This window comes from Acidobacteriota bacterium, assembly GCA_039683095.1.
GTDB lineage: Bacteria > Acidobacteriota > Aminicenantia > Aminicenantales > Saccharicenantaceae > RBG-16-66-30.
Genome location: JBDKSB010000002.1, coordinates 78,855 through 102,128 on the forward strand (window position 1 = coordinate 78,855; position 23,274 = coordinate 102,128).

20 protein-coding genes are annotated in these 23,274 nt (G+C 67.2%); 14 read left to right on the forward strand and 6 right to left on the reverse strand.

What is annotated here, in order from left to right; translation table 11 throughout:
- Positions 1 to 9: 9 nt before the first annotated feature.
- The 4 genes from ABFD52_03135 to galT are packed head-to-tail and all read left to right on the forward strand — an operon-like array spanning position 10 to position 3,918.
- Positions 10 to 1,194: a sugar phosphate nucleotidyltransferase gene (locus ABFD52_03135; GenBank protein ID MEN6559754.1), complete on the forward strand. Its 1,185-nt coding sequence runs from the start codon at positions 10 to 12 to the stop codon at positions 1,192 to 1,194.
- Entirely contained in the window at positions 1,191 to 2,540 is a 1,350-nt protein-coding gene (locus tag ABFD52_03140) for a HAMP domain-containing sensor histidine kinase (protein MEN6559755.1), read from the forward strand. Before ABFD52_03135 ends, ABFD52_03140 begins: the two co-directional genes overlap by 4 nt.
- A complete protein-coding gene (locus ABFD52_03145) occupies positions 2,537 to 2,893 on the forward strand; it encodes a response regulator (protein MEN6559756.1) in 357 nt (118 codons plus the stop codon). The genes ABFD52_03140 and ABFD52_03145 overlap by 4 nt, the downstream gene beginning before the upstream one ends.
- Positions 2,890 to 3,918: a galactose-1-phosphate uridylyltransferase gene (gene galT / locus ABFD52_03150; protein ID MEN6559757.1), complete on the forward strand. Its 1,029-nt coding sequence runs from the start codon at positions 2,890 to 2,892 to the stop codon at positions 3,916 to 3,918. The genes ABFD52_03145 and galT overlap by 4 nt, the downstream gene beginning before the upstream one ends.
- A gap of 2 nt (positions 3,919 to 3,920) precedes the next feature.
- On the opposite strand, the gene glgA is transcribed toward galT, so the two are convergent.
- Entirely contained in the window at positions 3,921 to 5,363 is a 1,443-nt protein-coding gene (gene glgA / locus ABFD52_03155; protein ID MEN6559758.1) for a glycogen synthase GlgA, read from the reverse strand.
- A gap of 109 nt (positions 5,364 to 5,472) precedes the next feature.
- Here glgA and ABFD52_03160 point away from each other — a divergent pair, with 109 nt between their 5' ends.
- The 6 genes from ABFD52_03160 (at position 5,473) to ABFD52_03185 (ending at position 12,081) form a co-directional block, all read left to right on the forward strand.
- On the forward strand, positions 5,473 to 5,919 hold the full coding sequence (locus ABFD52_03160; protein MEN6559759.1) for a (deoxy)nucleoside triphosphate pyrophosphohydrolase: 447 nt from the start codon (positions 5,473 to 5,475) through the stop codon (positions 5,917 to 5,919).
- Positions 5,916 to 7,082 carry a class I SAM-dependent rRNA methyltransferase gene (locus ABFD52_03165; protein MEN6559760.1) on the forward strand — a complete coding sequence of 389 codons (1,167 nt, stop codon included), beginning with the start codon at positions 5,916 to 5,918 and terminating at the stop codon, positions 7,080 to 7,082. Before ABFD52_03160 ends, ABFD52_03165 begins: the two co-directional genes overlap by 4 nt.
- Positions 7,083 to 7,171: 89 nt before the next feature.
- Positions 7,172 to 7,624 carry a hypothetical protein gene (locus ABFD52_03170; protein MEN6559761.1) on the forward strand — a complete coding sequence of 151 codons (453 nt, stop codon included), beginning with the start codon at positions 7,172 to 7,174 and terminating at the stop codon, positions 7,622 to 7,624.
- A 23-nt stretch (positions 7,625 to 7,647) separates the two neighbouring features.
- Complete coding sequence (locus tag ABFD52_03175; GenBank protein ID MEN6559762.1) at positions 7,648 to 9,786, forward strand: M1 family metallopeptidase; 2,139 nt, start codon at positions 7,648 to 7,650, stop codon at positions 9,784 to 9,786.
- Between the two features lie 10 nt (positions 9,787 to 9,796).
- Entirely contained in the window at positions 9,797 to 10,663 is an 867-nt protein-coding gene (locus ABFD52_03180) for a hypothetical protein (protein ID MEN6559763.1), read from the forward strand.
- A 17-nt stretch (positions 10,664 to 10,680) separates the two neighbouring features.
- A complete protein-coding gene (locus ABFD52_03185) occupies positions 10,681 to 12,081 on the forward strand; it encodes an MBL fold metallo-hydrolase (protein ID MEN6559764.1) in 1,401 nt (466 codons plus the stop codon).
- 24 nt (positions 12,082 to 12,105) lie between these two features.
- Here ABFD52_03185 and ABFD52_03190 read toward each other — a convergent pair whose 3' ends face one another.
- The 5 genes from ABFD52_03190 to ABFD52_03210 form a co-directional block, all read right to left on the reverse strand.
- Positions 12,106 to 13,575 carry a trimethylamine methyltransferase family protein gene (locus ABFD52_03190; protein ID MEN6559765.1) on the reverse strand — a complete coding sequence of 490 codons (1,470 nt, stop codon included), beginning with the start codon at positions 13,573 to 13,575 and terminating at the stop codon, positions 12,106 to 12,108.
- Between the two features lie 51 nt (positions 13,576 to 13,626).
- On the reverse strand, positions 13,627 to 14,280 hold the full coding sequence (locus ABFD52_03195; protein ID MEN6559766.1) for a corrinoid protein: 654 nt from the start codon (positions 14,278 to 14,280) through the stop codon (positions 13,627 to 13,629).
- Positions 14,277 to 15,176 (reverse strand): homocysteine S-methyltransferase family protein, encoded by a 900-nt coding sequence (locus tag ABFD52_03200; protein MEN6559767.1) that lies wholly within the window; start codon positions 15,174 to 15,176, stop codon positions 14,277 to 14,279. Before ABFD52_03200 ends, ABFD52_03195 begins: the two co-directional genes overlap by 4 nt.
- Positions 15,173 to 16,954, reverse strand: coding sequence for an ASKHA domain-containing protein (locus tag ABFD52_03205; GenBank protein MEN6559768.1), 1,782 nt, complete (start codon positions 16,952 to 16,954; stop codon positions 15,173 to 15,175). Before ABFD52_03205 ends, ABFD52_03200 begins: the two co-directional genes overlap by 4 nt.
- A gap of 62 nt (positions 16,955 to 17,016) precedes the next feature.
- Positions 17,017 to 18,423: an amino acid permease gene (locus tag ABFD52_03210; protein MEN6559769.1), complete on the reverse strand. Its 1,407-nt coding sequence runs from the start codon at positions 18,421 to 18,423 to the stop codon at positions 17,017 to 17,019.
- 808 nt (positions 18,424 to 19,231) lie between these two features.
- Between ABFD52_03210 and ABFD52_03215 the strand changes: the two genes are divergently transcribed.
- From ABFD52_03215 to ABFD52_03230, 4 genes are all read left to right on the forward strand, one after another.
- Positions 19,232 to 19,996, forward strand: a complete 765-nt coding sequence (locus ABFD52_03215; GenBank protein ID MEN6559770.1) for a ParA family protein — start codon at positions 19,232 to 19,234, stop codon at positions 19,994 to 19,996.
- Between the two features lie 16 nt (positions 19,997 to 20,012).
- The gene (locus ABFD52_03220) at positions 20,013 to 20,840 is read left to right on the forward strand and encodes a ParB/RepB/Spo0J family partition protein (protein ID MEN6559771.1); all 828 of its coding nucleotides are present in this window, start codon (positions 20,013 to 20,015) and stop codon (positions 20,838 to 20,840) included.
- Positions 20,841 to 21,702: 862 nt separating this feature from the next.
- Positions 21,703 to 22,386, forward strand: a complete 684-nt coding sequence (locus ABFD52_03225) for an NAD(P)-binding domain-containing protein (protein ID MEN6559772.1) — start codon at positions 21,703 to 21,705, stop codon at positions 22,384 to 22,386.
- A 22-nt stretch (positions 22,387 to 22,408) separates the two neighbouring features.
- Positions 22,409 to 23,272, forward strand: a complete 864-nt coding sequence (locus ABFD52_03230; GenBank protein MEN6559773.1) for a Ku protein — start codon at positions 22,409 to 22,411, stop codon at positions 23,270 to 23,272.
- Positions 23,273 to 23,274 lie beyond the last annotated feature (2 nt).

The window sequence follows — 23,274 nt, forward strand, 5'->3', positions numbered from 1 at the left end:
TGCGGCCAAATGGAACTGATATCTAGAAAGATCCTGACCATGGTCCTCTGCGGCGGCAAGGGCGAGCGCCTCTACCCGCTGACGCGCGACCGGGCCAAGCCTTCCGTGCCTTTCCTTGGCTCCTACCGGATCATCGATTTCAGCCTGTCCAACGCCCTCAATTCCGGCCTGCGCCGGATCGCCCTGCTGACGCAATACAAGTCGCTGTCCCTCGAGCGCCACATCTTCGACGGCTGGAACATCTTCCATGCCGAGAGCGGGGACTACATCATCTCGCTGCCGGCCCAGGGCCGGGTCGGCGACCACTGGTACGAGGGCACGGCCGACGCCGTCTTCCAGAACATCTACTCCATCCAGCAGGAGAACCCCGAGATGGTCCTCGTGCTCTCGGGCGACCACATCTACAGCGCCGACTACCGCCGCCTGCAGCTGTTCGCCGGCCAGGCCGGGGCCGACGCCGTGATCATGACCCGGACCATTCCCATCGGGGAGGCCTCGCGCTTCGGCGTCATCGGCGTCGACGGCGACCGCCGCATCGTCGAATTCATGGAGAAGCCGAAAAAGCCCTTCCCGACGCCCTGGGACCCGGGCCGGAGCCTGATTTCCATGGGCGTCTACCTCTTCCGGACCCCGGTCCTCATCAAGGCCCTGCTCAGGGACGCCAGGAATCCGGACAGCACCCATGATTTCGGCCGGGACATCATCCCGGCCCTCATCGGGGCCTGCCGCGTCTTCGCCTACACCTTCGAAGATTATTGGGAGGACATCGGGACGATCGACGCCTACTGGCAGGCCAACATGGCCTTCCTCTCGCCGGCCGCCCCGGCCCTGCTCAGGAACCCGGCCTGGCCCATCCGGTCCTACCGGCGGCAGCGCCCGCCGACCTTCATCTCCGGAGCGGAGATCGGCGCGTCGATCGTCGGCGACGGCGTCTCTCTCGTGGATTGCCGGGTCGTCCGCTCGGTCGTTTCCCCGGGCGTCCGCGTCGGGCCGGGGGCCGAGATCGAGGATTCGATCCTGCTCTCGGACGTCGAGGTCCGGCCCGGCGCCCGCTTGCGGAAGGTCATCGTCGATAAGGCCGCGGTCATCCCCGATGGCTTCTCCGCCGGATTCGACGCCGAGGCGGACGGGCGCACCTTCAAGATCAGCCGGGCCGGGATCTGCGTCGTGCCCAAAGGCTGGACCAACGGATGATCGAGAAGCACAGCCTCCTGTCGCCGGATTTCGACCGCGGCGAGCCGCGCGAGCTGGCCCTGCTGTCGATCATCTCGCAGAGCCTTTTCCAGCCCTTCTCCCTCGAGGACAACCTGCTCGTCATCATGACCGCGCTGACCTCGGGCTCGGGCGTCGGCTTCAACCGGGCCATGCTCTTCCTCAAGAAGGGCGATCGCCTAAAGGGGGAGATCTGGCTGGGGCCGCGTTCGGCCGAGGAGGCCGGCGCCATCTGGGAGGTCCTGTCGACGCCCGGCATCGGCTATGTCGAGATCGTCGAGCACAACCGGGCCCTGGTCAGCCGTAACGAGGACACGCTGAGCGCCCGTCTCAAGGGGCTCGTCTACGCGGCCGACGACGAGGGCGCGAACGTCCCGGCCGCCGCGGCCGTCCGCAAGGAGATCCTCCACGTCCGGGACGCCTCGAACGACCCCCTCGTCGACCGCCGCTTCCTCAACGTCATCGGCGTCGAGGAGTTCCTCTGCATCCCTCTCGTCTCCCGCGACGACGTCGTCGGCGAGATCGTCCTCGACAACGCCATCACCAGGACCCCGATCCTGCCGTCGGACATAAAGCTGGCCGGCATCTGCGGCCTGCTGGCCGGCAACTACATCTATTCGGCCAACCTCCATCGCCAGCTGCTCGAGATGGAGAAGATGGCGGCCATGGGCGAGATGGCCATGTTCGTCACCCATCAGCTACGCAACCCCATCGTGGCCATCGGCGGGTTCACCGATCAGCTGCTCCAGCCGGACGTTTCCGACGAGAAACGCAGCCGCAACCTGACCATCATCAGGGACGAGATCCGCCGGCTCGAGGACATCATCTACCAGATGGGCCACTTCCTGAAGGTCAGCATGAAGGAGCCGGTCTACTTCGATCCGGGCCCGGCCATCGGCGCCGTCCTCGACAACCCCGGCCTCCAGGCCCGGGCCCGGGCCTATGCGATGACCGTCAAGCTGGACCCCTGCCCGCCCGATATCCTCTGCGACCCGACCTCGTTCGGCGAGGTCCTACGCAACCTCCTCGACAACTCGTTCGACGCCACGGCCTCCGGCGGGGCCATCTCGGTCCGGGCCTACCGCAAGAGCCCGGTGGCCTTCGTGCTCTCGGTCCGCGACAGCGGCCGGGGCATGACCAACCCGGACAAGGAGCATCTGTTCAAGCCCTTCTTCACGACCAAGGAGAAAGGCATGGGCCTCGGCCTGCCCTTCATCAAGCGGGTCATGGACACCTGCGGCGGCAAGGTCGAGGTCCAGAGCCGGGTCGGGAAGGGATCCCTCTTCAAGCTCATCTTCCTCAGCCGCGAAAGGGAGTCAAAGCCATGAAAAAGCGCATCCTGGTCGTCGAGGACGAGAAGCCCCTCTGCCTCCTCTACGAAGAGGAGCTCAACAAGGAAGGCTACGACGTCACGGCGGTGACCGACGCCGAGTCGGCCCTGGCCAAGCTGGCCCAGGGCCAATTCGACCTCATCGTCACCGACATCCGCATGCCGGGCAAGAACGGGATCGAGCTCATCACCCAGATCATGGGCCTGCGCAAGGATATCCCCATCATCATCAACTCGGCCTACCAGAGCTACAAGGAGGATTTCATGACCTGGGCGGCCGATGCCTACGTCGTCAAGTCCTCCTCGCTCGACGAGCTCAAGGGCCGGATCAAGCAGCTGCTGGGGGCATGATGTCGGAGCTGCGCAAGGACCTGATCAGCGGGCGGTGGGTCATCATCGCCACGGAGCGGAGCAAGCGCCCCGACGACTTCCGGCCCACCGCCGTCGCCGCGCCGGTCCCCGAGGCCGCCGGCTTCTGCCCCTTCTGCGAGGGTAACGAGGGCAAGACCCCGCCGGAGATCTTCGCCCTGCGGGCCGCCGGGACGCCGCCGGATTCGGCGGGCTGGACCGTCCGCGTCGTCCCCAACAAGTTCCCGGCCCTGACCCCCGGGCCCCCGCCGCCGCGGGCCACACAGGGGATCTTCCAGTCCATGGAGGGCCGGGGCGTCCATGAGGTCGTCATAGAGAATCCAAACCACGGCCTCGAGCTGGCCGACCTGCCCGCGGCCCACGTCCGCGACGTGCTCGGGGTTTTCCAGACGCGGATCCGGGACATCGAGAGCGAGCTGCATTACCAGTACGTCCAGGTCTTCAAGAACAAGGGCAAGGAGGCCGGGGCCTCCCTGAGCCACCCCCATTCGCAGATCTTGGCCACGCCGATCATCCCCAAGCGGGTCAAGGAGGAGATCTACGGCGCCGACCGGCTGTTCCGGATCTACAAGGAGTGCGGCTTCTGCCGCATCCTGCGGGAGGAGGAGGCCTCGGGGGCGCGGATCATCGCCCGCAACGAGCACTTCACGGCCTTCGCCCCGTACGCCTCGCGCTTCCCGTTCGAGATGACCGTCCAGCCGCGGCGGCACTCGGCCTTCTTCACCGAGGCGCGGGAGGACGAGCTCGGCTCGCTCGCCGCGATCGTCAAGGACGTCCTGACCCGGCTTCGGAAGACGGTCAGCGACCCGCCCTTCAACATGGTCCTCCACCAGGCCCCGAACCCGGCGCTGTCGGTCAAGCGCTGGCCGGAGCTGCCGCAGCGGTCGCATTGGCACGTGGAGATCATCCCGATCCTGACCAAGGTGGCCGGCTTCGAGCTGGGGACGGGCTTTTACATCAATCCGGTCCCGCCCGAGACCGCGGCCCAGTTCCTGCGGCAGGCCTGAGGTCAGGCGGCGATCTTCTCGTAGAGGGCGAGGTAGGCGGCCGCCGAACGGTTCCAGGAGAAATCCGCGGCCATCGCGTTCGCGACCAGGGCCCGCCATTCGTCCGGCTTCCTGAAGGCGGCGACGGCCCGGCGCGCCGTCCCGATGAGCGGTCCGGCCTCGGCCGCCTCGAACTTGAAGCCGTTGCCGCCGCCCGTCCGGGCGTCGAACTCCTGGACGCTGTCGTCGAGCCCGCCCGTGGCCCGGACGACGGGGACCGTGCCGTACTTCATGGCGTACATCTGGGTCAGCCCGCACGGCTCGTAGCGCGAGGGGATGAGGAAGACGTCGCTCCCGGCGTAGATCGCGTGGGCCAGCCGCTCGTCGAAAGCGATCTTGAGCCCGATCCGGCCCGGGACCTTCTTGCCGGCCGCCAGCAGGAAATCCTGGATCTTCTGGTCGCCCGTGCCCAGGATGACCAGGGTCAGCCCCAGGCCGAGGAGATCGTCGAGCGCGTCGCAGACGATGTCGAGGCCCTTCTGCCCGGCCAGGCGCGTGACCATGCCGGCGACGGGCAGGTCGGCCGGGGCCTTGAGCCCGAATTCCCGGACGAGCGCCTCGCGGCAGGCCCGCTTGCCGGCCAGGTCCGCGGGCGTGTAGCGATGGGGGATGAGCCGGTCCGTGGCCGGGTCCCAGTCCGTGTAATCGACCCCGTTGAGGATGCCATGGAGGACGCCGGAGCGCGCCCGGAGGAGGCCGTCGAGGCCGCAGCCGAACTCCGGGGTCTGGATCTCCCGGCTGTAGCGGGGGCTGACGGTGGTCACCGCCGTGGCATAGAGGATGCCGGCCTTGAGCGCGTTGACCTTGCCGTGAAACTCGAGGTCGTGCATGTTGAAGAGCGAGGCCGGCAGGCCGATGCGCCCGAGGAGATCGGGCTCGAACAGGCCCTGGTAGGCGAGGTTATGGACGGTGAAGAGCGTCCTCGTCCGGGCGAAGAAGGCGTCGCCGGCGAAGGCCGTCCGGAGATAGGCAAACGTCAGGGCCGATTGCCAGTCATGCCCGTGGATGATGTCGGGGGCGAAGCCGACGGCTTTCATGGCCTCGAGGGCCGTCCGGCAAAAGAAGGCGAACCGCTCGCCGTTGTCGGGGTAGTCGCCGGCCGGGGTGCCGTACAGGCCGTCCCGGTCGAAATACTCGGGGCGGTCGATGAAGCAGAAGGTGACGCCGCTCGCGCGGTGGGTGAAGACGCCGCAGGTCGGGCGGCCGCCGCCCGTCCCGGGCGCCGCGGGCGCGCAAAGGGGCTCGAGCGGCAGGTTCTTCCGGCGCACTTCCCGATAGAGGGGCATGAAGACCCGGACCTCGGCGCCGAGGCCGGCCAGGAACTTGGGCAGGGCGCCGGCCACGTCGGCCAGGCCGCCCGTTTTGGCGTAAGGGATGGCTTCGGAGGCGAGGAAAGCGACTTTCATCCTTCGATTCTAGCATAAGTCCAGGCGGCGGGTCGCCGGAAAATTCCCTGGAGCGGACGATGTTGCCAAGTTCTCGTTGGTGAATTAATATGAGGCGGAACAACGAACGATGAAAGCGACGGACAGCGAAGCCAGGAAGGTCGTGACCGCGGCGGTGGTCGAGCGCGACGGCAAGATCCTCGTGGCCCGGCGCCGGAAGGGCCTCATCGCCGAAGGGCTGTGGGAGTTCCCCGGAGGCAAGCTCGAGGAAGGAGAGGACCCCCGGCGGGGCCTGGAACGCGAGCTGGCCGAGGAGCTCGGGGTCGATTCCAGGGCCGGGGCGCACCTCTGCACGGTCCCGTTCAGCGGCCCGCTCAAGAGCTTCGAGCTCGTCGTCTTCCGGACCGAGCTCCTGTCCGACGACCTCCGGCTGACCGATCACGACCGGATCGCCTGGCTCGCGCCCGGCGATCTGGACGAGAGCCTTTTCTCGAAGCCGGACCGCCCGGTCGTTCGCCTCCTGGCGGGGCGGGGCGAGCCGCCGCCCGGGCTGAGAAGGGAAGGAGACCCCGAATGACCGCCGTCGTTCTCAAGCCCGGGCGGGACAAGGCCGTCCGGAACCGTCATCACTGGATCTTCTCGGGCGCCATCCGCGACCTGCCGGACTTCGAGGACGGCGCCATCCTCCCGGTCCGCGACGCCAGGGGCGAGCTGCTGGGGCACGGCTATTTCAACCGCAAGAGCTCGATCACCGGGCGGATGATCTCGTTCGGCGAGGAAGCCCCCGAAGCCGCGGTCCGCCGCGGCCTCGAGCGCGCCCTGGCCCTGCGGGCCGCCTTCTTCGATCCGGCCGTGACCAACGCCCGCCGCCTCGTCAACGCCGAAGGCGACGGCCTGCCGGGGCTCATCGCCGATCTCTACGACGACGTCCTCGTCCTCCAGATCGCCACGCTGGGCATGGAGAAGCTCAAGCCGCTCGTCCTCGAGTTCCTGGCCCGGGCCCTGAAGCCGCGGGCGATCCTCGAGAAGTCGGACCTGCCCGCCCGCCGGGAAGAAGGCCTGGAGGACGCCGAAGGGACCCTCGCCGGCGAGCCGGTCGAGAGCGTGCGCATCCTCGAGAACGGCGTGTCCTTCCGGGTCGGCTTGGCTCAAGGGCAGAAGACGGGGTTCTATCTGGACCAGCGCGAATCCCGCCGGCTCGTCCGGGAGTGCGCGGCCGGCCGGCGCGTCCTCAACGCTTTCGCCTACACCGGCTCGTTCTCGGTCTGCGCCCTGCTCGGCGGGGCCGTCCGGGCCGACTCCGTCGACACGTCCGCGCCGGCCCTGGCCCTGGCCCAGGAGAACTTCGAGCTCAACGGCCTGCCGTCCGGCGCGGGGGCCTTCTTCGCCAAGGACGTCTTCGAGTTCCTGCGCGAGCCGGCCCTGGACCACGATTTCATCATCCTCGACCCGCCGGCCTTCGCCAAGAAGAGGACGGACGTCGTGCCGGCCTGCCGCGGCTACAAGGACATCAACCGGCTGGCGCTCCAGCGCGTCCGGACCCCGGGCCTGGTCCTGACCTTCTCGTGCTCCCATTTCGTCGATGAAGGCCTTTTCCAGCAGGTCGTGTTCCAGGCTGCCCACGAAGCCGGCCGGCGGGTGCGCATCCTCCAGAAGCACCGCCAGGCATTCGACCACCCGGTCAACGTCTATCATCCGGAGACGGCCTACCTGAAGGGCTTCCTCCTCTACGTCGATTGACGTCCCGGAGACAAAACCCTTCCCTTGGGACCGGGGAATCCCCTATAATCCGGGGGAAGCGGCCGCGCGGCCGGCCGAAGGAGATCGAAATGGAACCTCGAGAAGAGCTGTGGACATATCTCAGGCCCGCCACCATGGCCGGGGCGGGCATCCTCATGAGCCTGGTCCTCTACCTCGGGCTGGTCGAGGTCCTGCGGGCGGTCCTCAAGCCGTTCCGGGGCTTCGCCGCCGCCGCCCTGACCCAGCCCCTGCGGCTGGCCGTCTTCGGCGCCGCCGCGGCCGTCATCCTGGTCATCCTCGTCCTGCGGCCCCGCCTCTTCCGCCGGCGCGGCGCGGAAGACCTCCCGGCCGCCTTGCGCCGGCTCCGGAACGCTTCACTCGTCACCTTGCTTCTGGGGGAGGTCCCGGCCATCCTCGGCCTCGGGCTGTTCCTGGTCGGAGGCGGCGCCTCCGATTTCTATAAATTCCTGTTCGTCTCTCTAGCCCTGACCTTCATCAATTTTCCCCGGCTGGGCGCCTGGGAAGAATGGCTGAAGGGCTGAACGCACGACCAGGGGGAGCCGCCATGAAGAACCGGATACTGTCAGCCTGCCTGATCGCGGCCGCCGCGCTCGCCGGCCTGCCTGCTTTCTCGGCCGCGCAGCCGCCGGCCGCTCCGGCCCCGGGCTCGCCCGGCCTGCGCTACGAGATCTGGGTCGAGCTCGACGCGGCCGGCAAGATGCTCCTGGGCAAGGAGGAGATCGTCTGGACCAACCCGACCAGGGACACGGTCCCCGACCTGCTCCTCCACCTCTATTGGAACGCTTTCAAGAACGACGACAGCGCCTTCCTGCGCGAGGCCGCGGCCGAGAGCGCGTTCAGCCGCGGCACCTCGCCGAAAGACGGGGAGTGGGGCTGGATAGATATCACCGACATCCGCCTCGCGGACGGCTCCGACCTCAGGCCCTCTTTCGCCTACGTCACGCCGGACGGCCCGGGGACGGAAGGCGACCAGACCGTGGCCCGGGTCCTCCTCCCGGCGCCGGTCCGGCCGGGGGAAAGCGCGCGCCTGAGGATCGAGTTCCGGAGCAAGATCCCGCGGACGGTCGCCCGGTCGGGGTACTACAAGAATTCGTTCTTCATCGGCCAGTGGTTCCCAAAGCCCGGCGTCTACGAGGAAGGCAAGGGCTGGAACTGCCACGCCTACCATCAGAACTCCGAGTTCTTCGCCGATTTCGCCGATTTCGTCGTCCACATCACCGTCCCCAAGGGGTTCGCCGTCGGCTCGTCGGGCAAGGCCGGAGAGACGCGGACGGACGAATCGGCCGGCACGACCACGACGACGTACCGCCAGGCCATGGTCCACGACTTCGCCTGGATGGCCGATCCCCGCTACCTCAAGATCGAGCGGGACTTCGTCGCCGACCGGGAAGTGACCCCGAAAGAATACGAGGAGACGGCCGCGCTGCTCGGCCTGCCCGTCGAGGAGGTCCGGCTGCCCGACGTCAGGATGATCCTGCTCATCGCGCCGGAGCACAAGGCCCAGGTCGAGCGTCACTTCCGGGCCCTCCGGGCGGCCATCAAGTACTACGGCCTCTGGTACGGGCCCTATCCGTACGAGACGGTGACCATGGTCGACCCGCCCTTCCGGACCGGGAGCGGCGGCATGGAGTATCCGACCCTGTTCACGGCGGGCACCCGGGTCCTGACCAGCCGGGACGAGCTCTCTCCCGAGGGCGTCATCGTCCACGAGTTCGGGCACGGCTATTGGTACGGGCTCGCCGCCAACAACGAGTTCGAATCGGCCTGGCTCGACGAAGGCTTCAACACCTATTCCACCGGCCGGGTCCTGGCCCGGGTCTACGGACCCAGCGCCCTGCCTTTCAACTTCAAGGGCATCCCGCTCGCCGCGGTCCTCCGGATCCCCAAGACGTTCGACTTCGAGCTCAACCGGACGGCCGCCATCCAGACCGTGCGCTTCGACCCGGTGACCGCCTGGTCCTGGAAGTTCTACAACGGCGGCAGCTACTCGGCCAACGTCTATGCCCGCGCGGCCACCTGCCTCGATACGCTCGAGGGGCTGGTGGGCGAGCCGTCCTGGTCGAGGATCATGCGGACCTATCACATGCGCTGCCGCTTCAGGCACCCGGTCAAGGCCGATTTCGTCGCCGTCGTCAACGAGGTTTCCGGCCGGGACATGACCTGGTTCTTCGACGAATTCCTCGAGGGCACCCTGGCCTTCGATTACGGGGTCGGGGAGATCTCCTCGGTCGAGGTCCCGGCCCACGCGCGCGGGGTCTTCGAAGAGAACGGGTCCCGGCAGGAGTGGACGGACGGCCGGATCGAGAAGCTCGGGGCCGCCGCGACCAAGGCCCCGGAGGGCGGCGCCCCGCCCCGCCTCTTCCGGAGCACGGTCGTCCTGAGGCGCTACGGGGAAGCCCGGCTCGGCGGGGACGCCCGGGTCGAGGTCCTGGTCCGGTTCGCCGACGGGTCCTCCGAGACGCGGACATGGGACGGCCAGGCGCGCTGGACGCGCCTGGAGTTCGTCAAGCCGGCCAAGGCCGTCAGCGCCCAGGTCGATCCCCGGGGCATCTGGCTCATCGACGAGAACCTGGCCAACAACAGCCGTTCGACCGACGGGCTCCGCCGCAACGTCGTCAAGCTGATGAGCCAGCTTCTGTTCGGCGTGCAGTGCTTCCTCCACTTCTTCGGATCGTGGAGCTGAGGAGGGACCAATGGGCATCTTCAAGGCCATCGCCGGCGGCATGGGCACGACCTTCCGGAAGCCGCGCCTGCCGGTCATCCTCTACGCCGTCAACATCCTTTTCGCCCTGGCCGCGGCCGTCCCCTTCCTGTTCATCGTCCAGAAAGAGCTCGGCCACTCGCTGCTCGGCCTGAGCGTCCGGCCGGTCGACCTGATGTGGCTGGGGGAGGCCGTGCTGGCCCACCAGGAGGCCTTCCCGGCCCTGGTCGCCGGATCCGTCGTCGTCGGCATCCTCTACCTTGTCCTTCACATCTTCCTCAACGGCGGCATCGTCGGCCGCCTCCTGGACCGCGAGGGGCCGGACTCGCTCGCCGCCTTCGCCGCGGATTGCGGCCGCCTGTTCTGGAGATACGTCCGCCTGTTCCTGCTCTCCCTCGTTTTCTACGCCCTGACCTTCGCCGTCGTGCTGCGGCTCGTCTCCGCCCTGCTCGAGCCCATCAAGGCGGGGGCGGTCACGGAATGGCTGCCGCTCATCCTGTCGAACCTCCATTTCCTCGTCGCCCTGCTGTTCCTCTCCATCGTCCACATGATCGTCGATTACGCGCGCATCGCGGCGGCCGCCGACGAGGAGCGCCGGGTCTTCAGGGCCCTGCGCCACGCCCTGACTTTCCTCAGGACGCGGTTCTTCAAGGCCTGGGCCCTGTACCTGCTGATCGTTCTCGGCACCGTGGCCGGCTCGGCCGTTTTCTATGCCGTCCTGAAGCCCCTCGGCGCCCCGGCCACCGTCCCGGTCGTCCTGGGCTTCTTCTGGATGCAGATCTACGTCGTCTTCCGGATCTGGATCCGGACGCTCTTCGTCGCCGCCCAGGCGGAATTCTACCGATCGCACCCCTACTGAAAGGGAAGAGAGGCATCATGAAGCTGTCGTTCCTGGGAGCCGCCCGGCAGGTGACCGGGTCCTCCTATTTCGTCGAGGCCGGAGGCCTCCGCATCCTGGTCGATTGCGGGCTCTATCAGGAGAGGCCGCTCCTCGACCGCAACTGGGGCCCGTTCCCGGTCGAGCCTCGGGCGATCGACGTCCTCCTCCTGACCCACGCCCACCTGGACCACAGCGGGCTCATCCCGCGCCTGGTCCGCGACGGGTTCTCCGGCGCCATCCTGACGACCGCCGCGACGGCGGACATCCTCTCGATCGCCCTGATGGACTCCGCGGACATCCAGGAAGAGGACGCGGCCTATAAGAAGCGCCGGCACGAGCGCGAGGGCCGGACGGTGGACCATCCGGTCGTCCCCCTGTACACGACCCAGGATGTCCAGGCGACGATGCCCATGGTCGAGGAGGTGGCCTACGAATCGCCTCTCGATCTCGGCGAGGCCGTCTCGGTCCGCTTCCGGGACGCCGGCCACATCCTCGGCTCGGCCATGATCGAGCTGACCGTCCGGGAGGGCGGCCAGCCGCGGACGATCGTCTTCTCCGGCGATATCGGCCAGTGGAACATGCCGTTCGTCCGCGATCCCTCGCTCTTCGAGCGGGCCGACTACGTGGTCATGGAATCGACCTACGGCGACCGGGAGCACGAGGACCCCGGCCGGGTGGACGGCCTCCTGGCCGCGATCATCAAGGAGACGGCCGCGGCCGGCGGCAACGTCGTCATCCCGACCTTCGCCATCGAGCGGGCCCAGGACCTGATGTTCCACCTCAGCCGGCTGGTCTACGAGCAGGCCATCCCGCCGCTTCGCGTCTACCTCGACAGCCCGATGGGCCGGGAGGTGACGGAGGCTTTCGAGCGCCACAACGAGTTCTTCGACGACGAGGCCCGCCAGCTCTTCGCTTCCGGCCGGAACCCCTTCAAGTTCCCCGGGCTGACCATTGTCCGCACGCCCGAGGAGTCCAAGTCCATCAACGACGCCCGGGGGCCGGTCGTCATCATGGCCGGCTCGGGCATGATCACCGGCGGCCGCATCAAGTACCACGTCGCCCTGAACATCGTCCGGCCGGAATCGACCATCCTGTTCGTCGGCTACCAGGCCCACGAGACGCTGGGCCGGCACATCCTCGAAGGCGCGCCGGAGATCCGCATCCTGGGCCGGACCATGCCGGTCCGGGCGCGCGTCGCCAGGATCAGCGGACTCTCCGCCCACGCCGACCGCCTTGGCCTCGACCGCTGGCTGGACGGCTTCAAGAGCCCGCCCCGCCGGCTCTTCGTCACCCACGGGGACGCGGACGTGGCCGCGGATTTCGCCGAGAGGGAGCGCCGGGAGCGGGGCTGGACGGTCGAGGTCCCGGAATATCTCGAGGTCTGGGACCTGGACTGACGGCCCGGACCTTCCGGCGCCGGATCAGGCCTGGGGCAGGGACGGCGCCGGAACGCCCGACGAGCGGGCGTAGGCGGCCATGATCCCGTCAAGGTCCCGCCGCAGGCTCGCGGCCAGCGGCCGGGGCGCGTAGCTCTCCAGGCGGCGGGCGACTTCGGCATGGGCCTTGTCGACGATGGTCGTCCGGCCGGCGGCGACCCAGGCCTCGTAGGGATCGCGGTCGACGAGACCGGCCGGCAGGTGCTCCTTCCGGTACCATTGCCGGGTATGCGGGTGGGCCAGGAAGGACTGCCCGGGCTTGAAGCCTTCGAATAGGCCCAGGGCGATCGGGTCGTCCCGCTGGGCGATGCCCTCGATCAGGCGATAGGCCATCGCGCACAGGCCGTCGTCGATGACCAGCTTCTCCAGGCTCATCGAGCTCTCGAAATCGAGCATCCCCGGGCCGGAGACGACGTTGATGCCGGCCAGGGCTGCCAGGACCGCGCCCAGGCCCGTCTCGAAGCCGGCCTGGGCGTCGTTGACCTTGGCGTCGCTCAGGGCCATGTAGGCGTGCGTCGGCAGCTTCAGGAACTTGCCGATCTGGGCGTAGCCGACGTCGATCATCATCGTCTCCATCGCGCCCATCGGGGTCGTGCCCTTGCGCATGTCGAAGCTCGAGGGCGAGCCGCCGAAGATGACCGGGGCTCCCGGCGCCGCGAGCTGGACGATGACGACGCCGGACAGGCTCTCGGCCACGTGCTGGACCAGGGTGCCGGCGATGGTCGTCGGCGAGGTCGCGCCGGTCATGCCCATGGAGATGAGCTCGGAGGGGATCCCGGCCCGGGCCGCGTCGACGAGGCTCTGGGCCGTCAGGTTGCTCCACTTGAGGGGAGGGGAGGGGCAGGCGTCGAAGATGGCCAGCGGCCTGGCCCGCAGGCCGGCCTCGCCTCCCCGGACGGCGGCCAGGAGGTCCTTCATGGGCCCGAAGCCCTCGACGCGGAAGGTCCCGGTGACGAACGGCTTCTCGGACAGGGCGAGGCCGAGGCAGAGCCGGAAGGCGTCGGCGACCTGGGCCGGGACGTCGGCGGCGATCAGGCACGTGCTCTGGAAATGGATGTGCTCGAGCGTCTCGGCAAGCTTGATGAACGCGGCCACGTCGGCCGTCGAGGCCTTGCGCTCGGTCTGGGTGGCGTGGTCGAGGAGGGCAACGCCGGCCGAGCCCGGGTCGAAATGGACCTCGTCCCCGCCGACCTTGTAGGCGCGCCCGCCGGCCCGGTCGTACAGCGTGATGACCGGCGGGGCCGCGGCCAGCGCCGCCTCGACCATCTTTCGGCCGATGCGGACCATCCCCGTAACGGGATCGACCCCGGCCCCGGCGCCGGTGAGAAGGCCGCGGGCCTCGTCGTTCTCGACCAGGACGCCGCAACGCTCGAGCAGGGTCAGCCCTTCGTCGACGATCCGCTCGACGAATTCCCGCGACAGGAGCTCCAATTTCGGCCTGCGTGTCTCGATCATCAGCGCATCCTTTCAGGCCCCGGCGGACCCGCCCGGGGGGGTACGAGGGCCTCAGGCGAGGCCGGTCAGGGACTTGGCCAGCTTGACCGCGGCCACCGCGTTCTCGGCATAGCCGTCGGCGCCGATCTCCTCGGCCCACCGCCGGCTGGCCGGCGCGCCGCCGACGAGGACCCGGTAGTTGCCGCGCAGGCCCAGGTCCAGCAGCAGGCCGATGAACCGCCGCTGGGCCATCATCGTCGTCGTCAGCAGGGCGGACAGGCAGATCAGCCCGGCCCCGACCTCTTCGGCCTTCTCGACGAAGCGCTCGAGCTTGACGTCGGCCCCGAGATCGAAGACCTCGAAGCCGCCGGCCTGAAGCATCGAGGCGACGAGGTTCTTGCCGATGTCGTGGATATCGCCCTCAACGGTGCCGATGACGACCTTGCCGCCCCGGCGCGCGCCCGCGTCCCGCCGGTTCAGGGCCGGCTCGAGGACGGCCATGGCCGCCTTCATGGCCTCGGCGCTGGTGATGAGCTCCGGCAGGAAGTATTCCCCCTCCTCCCAGAGCCGGCCGACCTGCTGGAGGCCCGGCACATAGCCCTGCTCCACGACCTCGGGGAGGTCGAGCCCCGAGCTCACGGCCTCCTCGGCCAGGGCCCGGGCGGCGGCCCGGTCCCCGGCGACGATGGCCTCGCTCATCCTGGCATAGATCCCGGTCCCGGTCATGCTTTTTCCTCCCCGCGGACGAACCTGGCCATGGCCCGGATATGGGCCGGCGTCGTGCCGCAGCAGCCGCCGACGAACCGGGCCCCGGCCTCGATGATCCCCGGCACGAAGCGGACGTACTCCTCGACGGTCAGCTCATAGGCCACCGTCCCGTCCGGACGGGCGACCGGCTGTCCGGCGTTGGCCTGGGCGATGATCGGCAGCCCGGTCGCGCCCCGCAGGGCCTTGACGCAGCCGACCATCTGCTCGCTCGTCAGCGTGCAGTTGGCCCCGACCGCGGCGGCGCCGGCCTCGCCCAGGGCCGCGGCGCATCGCCCGGCCCCGTCGCCCATCAGCGTGAAATAGCCCCGGCGAAAGGCGCCGAGGGTCATGGTCACGAACACGGGAAGCGCCGAGACGCCGCGAACGCCGCGGACGGCGGCCAGGGCCTCGCGCAGGTCGTATTGGGTCTCGATCAGGAAGACGTCCACGCCGCCGGCGGCCAGGGCCCGGGCCTGTTCCGCGTAGGCGGCCGCCAGCTCTTCCTCGGTCGCGGGGCCCTGGGGCGCCAGGAAGCGGCCGGTCGGGCCCAGGCTGCCGGCGACGAACCGGCCGGCCGGCGCGGCTTCGCGGGCGATCCGGGCCGCGGCCCGGTTCAGCTCGAAAGCCCTGGCTTCCAGCCCGTGGGCCGCCAGCTTGAGCGGGGTGCCGCCGAAACTGTTGGTCAAGACGACGTCGGACCCGGCCGCGAAATAGGCGGCATGGACGGCCCGGACGACCTCCGGCCTGTCGGCGTTCCAGAGCTCGGGCGGCGCGCCCGGGGCCAGGCCGCGGGTCATGAGCTCGGTGCCCATGGCGCCGTCGAAGAGGACGGGTCTGGTCTCGGCGAGATCGAGGAGCGGGCTGCTGCTGGTCATTGGTCATCCTTTGGATAGCGGTCGAATTCGAGCGCCCGGACGAACTCGTCCTGGAACTCCGGCCGGCTGGCCAGGGAAACATGGGCGACCCTGGCCGAGAGGGCCTCGGCGGCCGTCCGGGCCGCGCGGGAGACGAGCAAAAGGCGCGCCCCGGCCAAGGACGAGTTCCCGATGAAGGCGATCTTCTCGAGCGGCACGTCAGGCAGGAGGCCCAGGGCCACGGCGTTGGCGACGTCGAGAGAGCTGCCGAAGGCCCCGGCGACCAGGACGCGGCCGAGGTCGGCCGCCTTCAGCCGTAACTCGCGAAGCATGAGCCTGACCCCGCTGCGGACCGCGCCGACGGCCAGCTGTATGTCGCGGACGTCCTGCTGGGTCAGGGACAGCCGGTCGGTCAGACGGAGGCGCTTCTCGGGCCCCAGGATGCGGCCGTCGCGGCCGACGAGGCCGCGGGCCAGGGCTATGGCCAGGATGTCGATAAGGCCGGTGCCGCAGACGCCCTGCGGCGGCAGGTCGTCGATCGTCCGGAACTTGAGGCCGTTCCGCCATTCGGCCCGGTGGATGGCCCCGGGGACCGCCAGCATGCCGCAGCCGATGGTCATGCCTTCGAAGGCCGGCCCGGCCGCCGTCGACGCGGCCGCGAACTCGGTTCCTTTCTTGAGCACGATCTCGCCGTTGGTCCCCAGGTCGATGAACAGGGCGTGGCCCGGCATCGAGGCGAAGTCCGAGGCCGCCAGGCCGGCCGTGATGTCGCCGCCGACGAAGCTCCCGATGTTGGGCGCGACGTAAACCCGGGCCTGCGGATGGAGGGCCAGCCCGATCTCGGCCGCGGCCAGGGGCGGCAGGGTCGAGAAGACGGCGTTGAACGGGGCCAGGGCCAGCGAATCGACGGCCACGCCGCAGAGGATGTGGTTCATGGCCGTGTTGCCGGCGACGACGGCGTCGTAGATCTGGTGGCGTGGGACGCCGGCGCGTCGGCACATCGTGCCGACGAGGTCGTTCAGGAGCTGGACGGCGGCGGTCCGCAGGCGACGGAGGTTGTCGGGATTCTCGAAGGCGAAGGTGATGCGGGAGACGACGTCCGCGCCGTAGGAAGCCTGGGCGTTGACCGCCGAGACCCGGTCGGCCGCCTTGCCCGTGCGCAGGTCGACGAGCTCGAGGGCCAGGGTGGTCGTCCCCAGGTCGATGGCCAGGCCGTAGAGCTCCCGGCCGGCCTCGCCGGGCTCGATGTCGAGGACCTCTCGGTCGTCGTAGAGAACGGCCGCGACAGGCCGGGACGGGCCGAGCGTCGTTCCGCCGAGCTTCGACAGCGCCGCCAGGGGCAGAACGAGCCCGGGCGACGACAGCCGGGCCCGGAGCGCGTCGGCGACGGCGGTCGGGGCCTGAAGGGACGGCTTTTCGAGGACGAGCGAGAGCCTCTTGACGGCCGGGTCGACATAGGCCGCCGTCGGCGGGCCGGAATCGAGAACGGCGATCTTCTCCAGCCTCGAGCCGGGCAGGGTCTCCACGGCAACATGGCCGCGGACGGCATAGAGGCAGGCCAGCCGATGATCGGGCCCCAGACCGCGCTCCTGGAGGAGGGCGGCCTCGCGGGCGTCCGGAAAGGGGAGGGGCCCGCTGAGGACGCGGACGGCGCACTTGCCGCAGACGCCCCGGCCGCGGCAGTACAGGCTCAGCGGCACGCCGGCCCGGACCAGCACGTCGGACAGGACCTCGCCGGCCCGGGCCCGGACCTTGGTCCCGTCCGGCATGATCTCGACGGTGAAGGAAGTTTCGGCCATCGTCCGACTGGTGCTCCGCGGCCCCATCTTAAACGAAAAGGACGTCGGGGAGAATCATTTTCTTATGCGGGCGAGGAAGGGGGGCCCGTCCGTCGCTTCCAGACGAGGTAGACGGGAAGTCCGGCGGCCAGGAGACCCGCCCCGGCCAGCGATTTCCAGGGCTGGCCGGCGACGATGCTGGCGAAGACCGCAAGCGACATGACGATGAAGATGACCGGCACGGCCGGGTAGCCCCAGGCCTTGTAGGGGCGCTCCAGGCCGGGCGCCTTACGCCGCAGGACGAAGACGGCCAGGCCGGTGGCGGCGAAGAAGAGCAGAAGGGCAAAGACCATGTACTCATAGAGCGATTGGTAGGTCCCGGAGAGGCAGAGGACGGCCGACCAGAGGGCCTGTCCCCACAGGGCCCCCGTCGGGACCCGGCTCCGCCGGCCGAGCCGCCCCATGGCCCGGAAGAAATGGCCGTCCCGGGCCATGGCGTAGAACACCCGCGGACCGAACAGGATGTTGGCGTCGAGGCAGCCGAAGATCGAGACCGTGACCAGGGCCGCGAAGAGCGCCGCGCCGCCGCCCCCGAACAGGGCCGAAGCGACCCGCTCGCCGACCCGGACGATGCCCTGGAGCCGGTCGAGCGGCAGGGCCAGGAGGTAGACGAAGTTGACGGCGACGTAGATCGCGGTGACGGAGAAGACGCCCAGGATGAGGCCCCGGGGGATGTTCTTTTCCGGATCGCGGATCTCGCCGGCCGTGCAGTTGACCGAGTACCAGCCGTCGTAAGTCCAGAACACGGCGACCAGGGCCAGCCCGAGCGGCTGAAGGATCCCGGGGAACGATCGGCCGGGAGCGAAGAGCGGGTGGAAGTTCGCCGCCCCGGCCTTCCGCCCGACAAGAAGGCCCAGGACTACCAGCGCCGCGACCGTAGCCAGGCGGAGCATGGCCAGGGCGTTCTGGACGATGGCGCCGGAACGGATGCCGAAGGTATTGACCATGGTCAGGACCAGGATAGCCAGGGCCGCCACGACCTGGCCCGCCGACAGGCTGAAGGGCAGACCGAAGATGCCCAGCCGCAGGAGGACATGGCCCGTCGAGAGGGACGGAAGGAAGCACCCCAGGAATTCCGCGAAGCCCACGGCCAGGGCGGCCAGCCCGCCGCACATGATGAACCCGAAGAAGGCCCAGCCGAAGAGGAACGCGGCGGCCGGCCCATAGGCCTCGCGGAGATAGATGAATTGGCCGCCCGCCTGGGGATACATGGCTCCGAGCTCGGCGAACGACAGCGCGCCGCAGAGCGTGATCAGTCCGCCAAGAAGCCAGACGACCAGGAGAAGGCCCGGAGACGGGAGGCCGGCGGCGATGATCCCGGGGGTCATGTAGATGCCCGACCCGAGAACGGCCCCGATCACCAGGAAGACCGTGTCGGCGAGCCCCAGCTTCCTGAGGAATCCCTGCTCCGTCGGGCTTTCTTGAGCCATCGCCGTCCGCCTCATTCTATGCGAATCCGCCCGCCCGTCAAGAGGATCCGGCGGATCGGCCCCGATCAGACTCGCTAGCCCTCCCTATTATGCGTATCTATATTGTTATCAATAATATACAAAATTATCCGTAATTCTTTTATAATCAACGTCTTCCATTGATGGACGAATGCGTTTGCCGGCCGGACCGAACGGGGAGAGCAACTCATCGGAAGCAATCCAATTCCGAGCCACCCCCACCGCCGATCATTTCCCTTTTTCGACGAGTTTGAATTTTTGCACCCCCGCCTGGGGCGCTCCTCGGGGAGCCGTGATTCCACCCGGTCGCTCCAAGGAGTCGGCATCCCATATTTTTCGGCAAACAGCAGGGGACCGGCTTACCCCAGGGATCATCATCGTTCCCCCGAACTGACTTTGACGGGCCAATGCTGAGTTCGAAAATAGGGATCATCTGAAATCGCGAGAAGAATAGGAAGGAGTTGATATGTCGGCATGCCGACATTTTCATTCCCCTTTGATCAGCGGGACATGATGGCACGCCACATTGACCGCAACATTTCGTATCCATTCTCCCGTAAACCGCCGTTGTCATCGGGCCGACGCTTCGGGCCGATTTTGTATATATGTGATAATAAACCGGTTAAGGAGATTGTCGGCACGCCGACATTCCGGCCGACGCGCCCAGTCTCCGTCTCCATAGCCTAGTGCGTTCAAATTGAAGAGTTTGAATTATCCTGTTGCTTTTTAGCCAGGCCTGGGCTATAAAACCCTCTCTGACCAGTTGGCTGGCCTTGGAGGGAGATAGCTCTTGATCATCGCTATAACAAACCAGAAGGGCGGCGTCGGCAAGACCACGACGACGATCAACGTGGCCGCGGCCATCGCTTTGATGGGGAAGAAGGTCCTGGTCATAGACATGGATCCCCAGGCCCACAGCACCATCTCGCTCGTGCCCGATCCCGGAAAGCATGAGAAGTCCCTTTTTGATGTTCTCATGAACAAGAATGAAAAGTTCGAGGACATCATCGTCCGCTCGACCATTCCCGGGCTCGACGTGGCCATCACCAAGATCTCCATGGCCAAGCTCGAGCCTTCTTTAAGCGGCGAATTCGACGCCCACTACCGTCTCAAGGACGCGCTCGAGCAGGTCCGGGGCCGCTACCAATACGTTTTCATCGACACCCCGCCCACCCTTGGCCTGATCACGCTCAACGCCCTGGTCGCGGCCAATTTCATCCTCATCCCGATCCAGTCCTCCTATCTCTGCCTGGAAGGCACGGACGACCTCCTGGAGACGATCGAGAAGGTCAAGCGGATCGCCAATCCGCATCTGAAGGTCATGGGCGTGGTCATCACCCTTTACGACAAGAGGACCAACCTGGCCCGCGACGTCGTCGAGCGCATCAAGAACGTGTTCGGCAACAAGCTTTTCAAGACCTTTGTTTCGAAGAGCGTCAAGCTCGAAGAGAGCCCCGCTTATAAGGAATCTATCTTCACTTATGCGCCCGAGTCGATCGGGGCGGAACAATACCGGAAAGTCGCCGAGGAGCTGATGAGCCGTGCAAAAATCTAAGAAATCGGGTCTTCCCATGTCCGTGGCGATGAAGCATGACGGCCATTTCGTCGATCTGATCTCGGCCCGCTCGCTCGGGCCCAGGATCCGCATGATCCCGGTCGAGAAGATCGACCCGAACCCTCACCAGGCTCGCTGCGAGCTCGGCAATATCGAAGAACTCCAGGATTCCATTCGCACCAAGGGCATCCTCGAGCCCATCCTGGTCCGGGCCAAGGGCAGCCGCTTCGAGATCATCGCCGGCGAGCGGCGCTTCATGGCCTCCCGGAATATCGGCCTTAAGGAGCTGCCCTGCATCGATCTCGAGGTCGAGGACGCCGAAGCCATGGAGATCGCCCTCATCGAGAACCTCCAGCGCAAGGACCTGGATATCTTCGAGGAGGCCGACGGCCTGCAGGCCCTGGCCGATATCCACGGCTACAACCACGAGCAGATCTCCGAAAAGATAGGCAAGGCCCGTTCGACCATCACCGAGATACTGTCGATCGCCCGCATACCGCAGAGCGCCAGGGACATAATCCACGAGGCCGGAGGCTTCAGCCGCTCGACGATCATCGAGATCGCCAAGCTCAAGGCCGAGGATGACATGGTCAAGTTCGCCCACGACATCGCCGAGCGGCGGCTGACCCGAGAAGACACGCGCGACCTGGCCAAGTACCTGAAGGGCAAGACGAAGAAGATCAAGTATTACGTCTACAATTTCGTCCCGGAAGACACCGACCGGTTCCGGCTGCGCCTGGAATTCAAGAAGCAGACGATCTCGAAGCAGGAGATCATCTCCGTCCTGCAGGAGATCATCGAGCAGATCCGGAAAAAGGACGAAAACCCGGCCGTCAAGGATTGAGGACTGAACCCATTCTGATTGCCGCCCGGGGCGGCTCGTTTCGCTTCCCGATGTTAGTTGACATAATATACATTATGCGACTCACTATGACGGCCTCGCTTATATCCAGCCTTATCTTTGACATCCGGATCTCCACATCCTGTGGATATCGTGCTGCCCAAGGTCGGTGCAACTGTGGAAATCCGGCGTTAATTTGGCTGGCTTTTGCTTCTTGGCGCGCCCTATAGACGCCTCAAGCCATCTATATAAGCGACCAAGCGCGCGCGCCAATCGTCCAATACCCTTAACCGCTGATTTTTGTGAACCGCCCTCCGCTCCCGGATCGACGCCACATCAGTTGCCGTCTCAGGCTTTTCCTGTGTTCTAGGCGCGCCTCCCGACGGCGGATATCCGGCCCTCCCAGCCTGCATTCTATTTGGGCGGGATCGAGATTCCCGCAGTTGCCTCCCTTATATTCGGTCCGACCAAGTCCGGTCCAAGAGCCCGGCACCGATCCGCGCGACCTCTTCGCGCCCAAGATCGTCGCGTTCTGCCCGGGATCCCGCCGGATGGCGGCTTCTCTCCAGCCGTTCCTGAGACACATGCCGGCGTTCGGTTCATGGCGATTTCCCGCGGGACGGAATATTCGAGCTGGCCTTTGCCCAAAGCCGCTTTTTCCGGCGGCCTCTCCCCTGTGGCCCGTTTTGTATCTTATTTATTTTGTTATAGATAGCACCTTTTAGCCTGTATCCTTTTTATTATCTTATCGTTACAAAGGACTTGCGGACATCCGGCCGCCGCGCTGGCACGAATCTTGCTAAATTATTTTCGATGACAATTCCCATTCGGGGCGTCCTCGATATGCCCTTGGAAGGAGTCCGTCATGCTTATTGGCATCCTGGGAACCGGAGATGTCGGCCGGACGCTGGCCGCCGGGCTCGCCACCCGGGGTCACGACGTCATGATCGGGACCCGCGACGTCCAGCGCAAGCTCGGGGAGGAGCCCGCCGATGAGGGTGCGCCGAGCTTCCATGATTGGCTCGCGGCCCATAAGAAGGTCCGCCTCGGGACGTTCGCCGCGGCCGCCGCCCACGGCGAGCTGCTCTTTAACGCCACGGCCGGCCACGCCTCGCTCGAAGCCCTGGCCACGGTCCGGCCGGCCGATCTAAGGGACAAGATCCTGATCGACGCGGCCAATGCCCTCGGCCCCTGGAACGAAGGCGGCGCCATGGAGCTGTTCGTCGTCAACACGGATTCCCTGGCCGAGAGGATCCAGCGGGCCCACCCCGGCCTCAGGGTCGTCAAGGCCCTGAACACGGTCGCGGCCCACATCATGGCCAACCCCAAGGGGCTGGCCGGCGGCGATCACGACCTTTTCGTAGCCGGCAACGACGCCGAGTCCCGCGAGCGGGTCGCCCATCTCCTCCGGGAGGAGTTCGGCTGGAAGACGGTCATCGATCTCGGTGACTTGTCGGCGGCCCGCGGGCTGGAGATGATGATCATGGTCTGGCTGAAGATCTGGGCGGCCCTCGGCTCGTCGGATTTCAATTTCAAGGTCGCTCGCTGAGGCCGCCCGAAAGAGGCACGCCATGGCCCAAGCCGTCAGAACCGCGAAGACGACGCGAACCTCCGTCGTTGGCAAGGCCAAGCCCAAGCCCGCCGACCTTCCGGCCGGACCCCGGCCGTCGTGGCGGGGCCTGGTCAGCTTCGGCCTGGTCAACGTTCCGGTCAACCTCTACCCGGCCGTCAAGCCCGAGATCCACGGCATGAACTACCTGCGCAAGGACGACCTCTGCCCGATCGCCTATAAGAAGGTCTGCCGGGCCACAGGCGAGGAGGTGCCCTTCGAAGACATCGTCAAGGGCTACGAGTACCGCGACGGCGACTATGTCGTCCTCTCCGACGAGGATTTCCGCAAAGCCGACGTCAGGAAGTCCTCGGCCGTCGAGATCGAGGCCTTCGTCGACGAGGCCGAGATCGATCCCAAGTACGTCGAGAAGCCCTACTACCTGGAGCCGCAGCCCAAGGCCCAGACGGCCTACGCCCTGTTCCGCGACGCCATGGCCCAGTCGAAGAAGGTCGCCATCGGTCTCTTCGTCCTCCGGGACCGCGAGCACCTGGTCATGCTCAAGCCCGAGGGCCGGGCCATCCTGCTCGTCCAGCTCCGTTTCGCCGCCTCGCTGCGCACCTCGGCCGGCCTCGACCTGCCTCCGGCCCGCGTCGAGGCGCCCAAGGCGCAGATGGAGCTGGCCATCGAGCTGGTCAAGAAATTCGCCGGCGAGTTCCGGCCCGAGGCCTACACCGATACCTACGCGGCCCGCCTGCGGGAGATCATCGCCGCCAAGGCCCGGGGCCGGACCGTCCACGTCCGGGTCGAAGAGGCGCCGCGAGAGACCGAGGTCGAGGACATCATGTCCCGGCTCAAAGAGAGCCTGGCGGCGACGCGCCACTAGGA

Excerpts from the sequence above, each read along its gene's own strand:
- ABFD52_03135 (MEN6559754.1), top strand. The coding sequence starts at position 10 with ATGGAACTGATATCTAGAAAGATCCTGACCATGGTCCTCTGCGGCGGC.
- ABFD52_03140 (MEN6559755.1), top strand. The coding sequence starts at position 1,191 with ATGATCGAGAAGCACAGCCTCCTGTCGCCGGATTTCGACCGCGGCGAG.
- ABFD52_03145 (MEN6559756.1), top strand. The coding sequence starts at position 2,537 with ATGAAAAAGCGCATCCTGGTCGTCGAGGACGAGAAGCCCCTCTGCCTC.
- galT (MEN6559757.1), top strand. The coding sequence starts at position 2,890 with ATGATGTCGGAGCTGCGCAAGGACCTGATCAGCGGGCGGTGGGTCATC.
- glgA (MEN6559758.1), bottom strand. The coding sequence starts at position 5,363 with ATGAAAGTCGCTTTCCTCGCCTCCGAAGCCATCCCTTACGCCAAAACG.
- ABFD52_03160 (MEN6559759.1), top strand. The coding sequence starts at position 5,473 with ATGAAAGCGACGGACAGCGAAGCCAGGAAGGTCGTGACCGCGGCGGTG.
- ABFD52_03165 (MEN6559760.1), top strand. The coding sequence starts at position 5,916 with ATGACCGCCGTCGTTCTCAAGCCCGGGCGGGACAAGGCCGTCCGGAAC.
- ABFD52_03170 (MEN6559761.1), top strand. The coding sequence starts at position 7,172 with ATGGAACCTCGAGAAGAGCTGTGGACATATCTCAGGCCCGCCACCATG.
- ABFD52_03175 (MEN6559762.1), top strand. The coding sequence starts at position 7,648 with ATGAAGAACCGGATACTGTCAGCCTGCCTGATCGCGGCCGCCGCGCTC.
- ABFD52_03180 (MEN6559763.1), top strand. The coding sequence starts at position 9,797 with ATGGGCATCTTCAAGGCCATCGCCGGCGGCATGGGCACGACCTTCCGG.
- ABFD52_03185 (MEN6559764.1), top strand. The coding sequence starts at position 10,681 with ATGAAGCTGTCGTTCCTGGGAGCCGCCCGGCAGGTGACCGGGTCCTCC.
- ABFD52_03190 (MEN6559765.1), bottom strand. The coding sequence starts at position 13,575 with ATGATCGAGACACGCAGGCCGAAATTGGAGCTCCTGTCGCGGGAATTC.
- ABFD52_03195 (MEN6559766.1), bottom strand. The coding sequence starts at position 14,280 with ATGACCGGGACCGGGATCTATGCCAGGATGAGCGAGGCCATCGTCGCC.
- ABFD52_03200 (MEN6559767.1), bottom strand. The coding sequence starts at position 15,176 with ATGACCAGCAGCAGCCCGCTCCTCGATCTCGCCGAGACCAGACCCGTC.
- ABFD52_03205 (MEN6559768.1), bottom strand. The coding sequence starts at position 16,954 with ATGGCCGAAACTTCCTTCACCGTCGAGATCATGCCGGACGGGACCAAG.
- ABFD52_03210 (MEN6559769.1), bottom strand. The coding sequence starts at position 18,423 with ATGGCTCAAGAAAGCCCGACGGAGCAGGGATTCCTCAGGAAGCTGGGG.
- ABFD52_03220 (MEN6559771.1), top strand. The coding sequence starts at position 20,013 with ATGTCCGTGGCGATGAAGCATGACGGCCATTTCGTCGATCTGATCTCG.
- ABFD52_03225 (MEN6559772.1), top strand. The coding sequence starts at position 21,703 with ATGCTTATTGGCATCCTGGGAACCGGAGATGTCGGCCGGACGCTGGCC.
- ABFD52_03230 (MEN6559773.1), top strand. The coding sequence starts at position 22,409 with ATGGCCCAAGCCGTCAGAACCGCGAAGACGACGCGAACCTCCGTCGTT.